The sequence below is a fragment of the Prosthecobacter sp. genome (genome assembly GCF_044373815.1).
In the GTDB taxonomy this organism is placed as follows: domain Bacteria; phylum Verrucomicrobiota; class Verrucomicrobiia; order Verrucomicrobiales; family Verrucomicrobiaceae; genus Prosthecobacter.
On sequence record NZ_JBIPNG010000694.1, the window covers coordinates 1 to 2,552 of the forward strand.

At 56.9% G+C, this 2,552-nt stretch carries 2 protein-coding genes and 1 pseudogene; 1 reads left to right on the forward strand and 2 read right to left on the reverse strand.

Going from position 1 to position 2,552, the window contains the following annotated elements:
- Positions 1-793 (reverse strand): DUF1549 domain-containing protein (locus ACIREA_RS30375; protein ID WP_397386060.1); only part of this gene is annotated, 793 nt, incomplete at its 3' end.
- An 81-nt stretch (positions 794-874) separates the two neighbouring features.
- Here ACIREA_RS30375 and ACIREA_RS30380 point away from each other — a divergent pair.
- Positions 875-1,480 carry a hypothetical protein gene (locus ACIREA_RS30380; protein WP_397386061.1) on the forward strand — a complete coding sequence of 202 codons (606 nt, stop codon included), beginning with the start codon at positions 875-877 and terminating at the stop codon, positions 1,478-1,480.
- A gap of 161 nt (positions 1,481-1,641) precedes the next feature.
- Here the strand turns inward: ACIREA_RS30380 and ACIREA_RS30385 are convergent.
- Positions 1,642-2,552: pseudogene (locus ACIREA_RS30385) on the reverse strand (hypothetical protein); the annotation flags it as partial.

A 2,552-nucleotide genomic window follows, 5' to 3' on the forward strand; every position in this document is an offset into this window, starting at 1 on the left:
CGTAGTCGCGGTACTTCCATGACCAGGGGCGCTCGATGTCGCGTTCGCCAAAGCCTTCGCTGTCGGCGTAGCCGGCGGTGTCCAGCCAGTGGCGGCCCCAGCGTTCGCCGTAGTGCGGAGAGGCGAGGAGGCGGTCCACGAGGCGCTCGACGCTGAGCTGCGGATTCTTGATGTAGGCGGCGACGAATTCGTCCACCTCGGCTGGCGTGGGTGGCAGGCCGATGAGATCAAAGCTGGCGCGGCGGATGAAGGTGACGGGGTCGGCTTCGGGCGAGAAGGAGAGGCCTTTTTCGGTGAGCTTCGCGGCGATGAAGGCGTCGATATTCGTGGCACCTTTTTTCTCCACCGGGGGCTTCACGGCATGAATGGGCTGCAGCGACCACCAGGCGCGCTCTTCATCGGTGAAGGCGTGTTCAGGCCCGAGCTTTTCCGGCTCCGGGCGTGCGGTCTTGGCACCCTGTGCCACCCAGGCTTCGAGGGTGGCGATGTCCTGATCCTTGAGCTTGGTTTTGCCCTTGGGCATCTCGCCTTTTTTGACGAGGTCGAGCAGATGGCTCTCGGCCACTTTGCCGGGGACGATCACGGGGCCGTCCTTGCCGCCTTTGAGGATGAAGCGCGCGAGGCGCACATCCAGGCCGCCCTTCATTTCGCCCTCTTCGCCATGGCATTGAAAGCAGTGCGTTTTGAGGATGGGGCGCACGTCTTTTTCAAACATCACGGGTGCCGCCGCTGCCCAGGCGGGCGCGGCTGCCAGCAGCACGAGGGCGAGGTGTGTATGGGGGCGGCGAATCATGTGGTGAAATTACGGGGTGGCGTGCTTCGCTCTTGCATCTCGGTCTCAAACCGGATGTCATGGGGCGAGCGAGCGTTTTTTATGCCAGCCCCGTCCATCCTTGCGCGACCCAAGCCGACTTACTGGCTGAGCTACCTTCTGGTCATGCCACTGGCGGGTTTTATGGTTGCGGCGTTCATTGTCGTGGGCGGCAGCGCGATGCTGGACCACAAGACCACCCGCGAGGAGATTCTCACCGCGTGGGCCGTTGCCACCACGCTGATCACGTTGTTTGCGCTGAACGTTGACCGGCGGAAGCCGCACTTTGAGCTGACGGATTCCGCGCTGCGGATTGGGCGCGGCAGCTATGCCACGGTGATTCCGCTGGAGGAGATTGAATCCGCCGTGTTTGGTCTGCCGGAGTACACGCCGTGGTGGTTTTGCGTGCTGCGGTTTGCGCCGCAGAGCCGTGGCGCGCACCAGTTCATTTCCATGACACGGGCGAATACGTTGTTCATCCGCTTTGGTGAGCGCCGCTACGTGCCGCTCTGCTTGTACTACACTTGGATGCAAAATGGCCGTGAACTGATGGAGTCGCTGCGGGAGCAGCTGCGTGACAAACTGGTGGGCGCTGAGAGCTACACGGCGGCGGAGGTGAAGGCGCTGGGGCTGGCGAAGTTTAACCGGGTGGGTGTGGTGCGGGGGTGATGTTGATTCAGCTATTTCGATTTCCGACGCCCCTTCAGTATGAACCGAATACGGGTGGGATGCCTTCGCAGTGGCAGCAGAGGGGTGAATGAGGGCATGGGGAGAATTCGGCCTCAAAGACTAGTTTTTTCCAGCTGCAGCCTCCACAAATAACTTTCGCTTCACGCTCTGAGAGTTGACGCGGCGGTTTTCAACGGGCCCTTGCCAAGAGTAGACAAGATTCGCAAACGTAAGTCCTCTTTGAACTGCTGCAAATCGTCCGGCGACCACACCAGATGATTGAATTGCCGCGTGTCAAAATGGAGATTGGATATATCGTCATTACGGACACACCAAATAACGGGTTTACCCAATCCTCCAGCAAAGCCGGCTTCGTAGTACACACCTCCGCGCTGCCCCGTAAAATCAGCCACAACAAACTTGGCACCACGAATTGAGGCAATGATCTCGTCATCAATTTTGTTGTTATGGTGCTTTTTGTCAATCCTAAGCGGGGAATAACCCGCTTCGTCAATAGCAGGGTAAATGGCCTGTTCCCATACAGAATTCACCTCTTCATTAAACCACATCGCCACGAAGGCTGTGCTGCTGTCCGACATACCCTGAGCTTGCAAATGTTCCCATCCCTTCGAGGAAATTCGAAAGGCTAGATCGTGAGAGTCGCCGGCTCCTTCCTGGCTCAGAAAGCCAACCCCTTTAACCAAATACTCAATCAAAAGAAAACGTAATTCAGATTCATTCTCAGCCCAAGCCATGCTCAACGCAGGAAAAAGCTCCATAGCGGCGCGATCTGCGGTGTTGTCCACAGGATATCTCGATGAGGTGCGGACTCCTACAAAGTGTTTCATCTGTTCGTCCAAGCCTCCGAATCGAAGCCTCAAAAACGTGCCCGGTGTTGGATTACAGCGAGCGATATTAGACAATAACTTGTGTGCCTTTGCAGCCACCGTAGGCGTGGAAATTTTATCTAGGAAATCAATGTCTTGATCATCTCTAATAACAAAAGGACTGTTTTCGCGAAGATACCCAGAAGCATTGGCAACCTGAGAAGGAGTAAGCTCCTGTAGCTTGG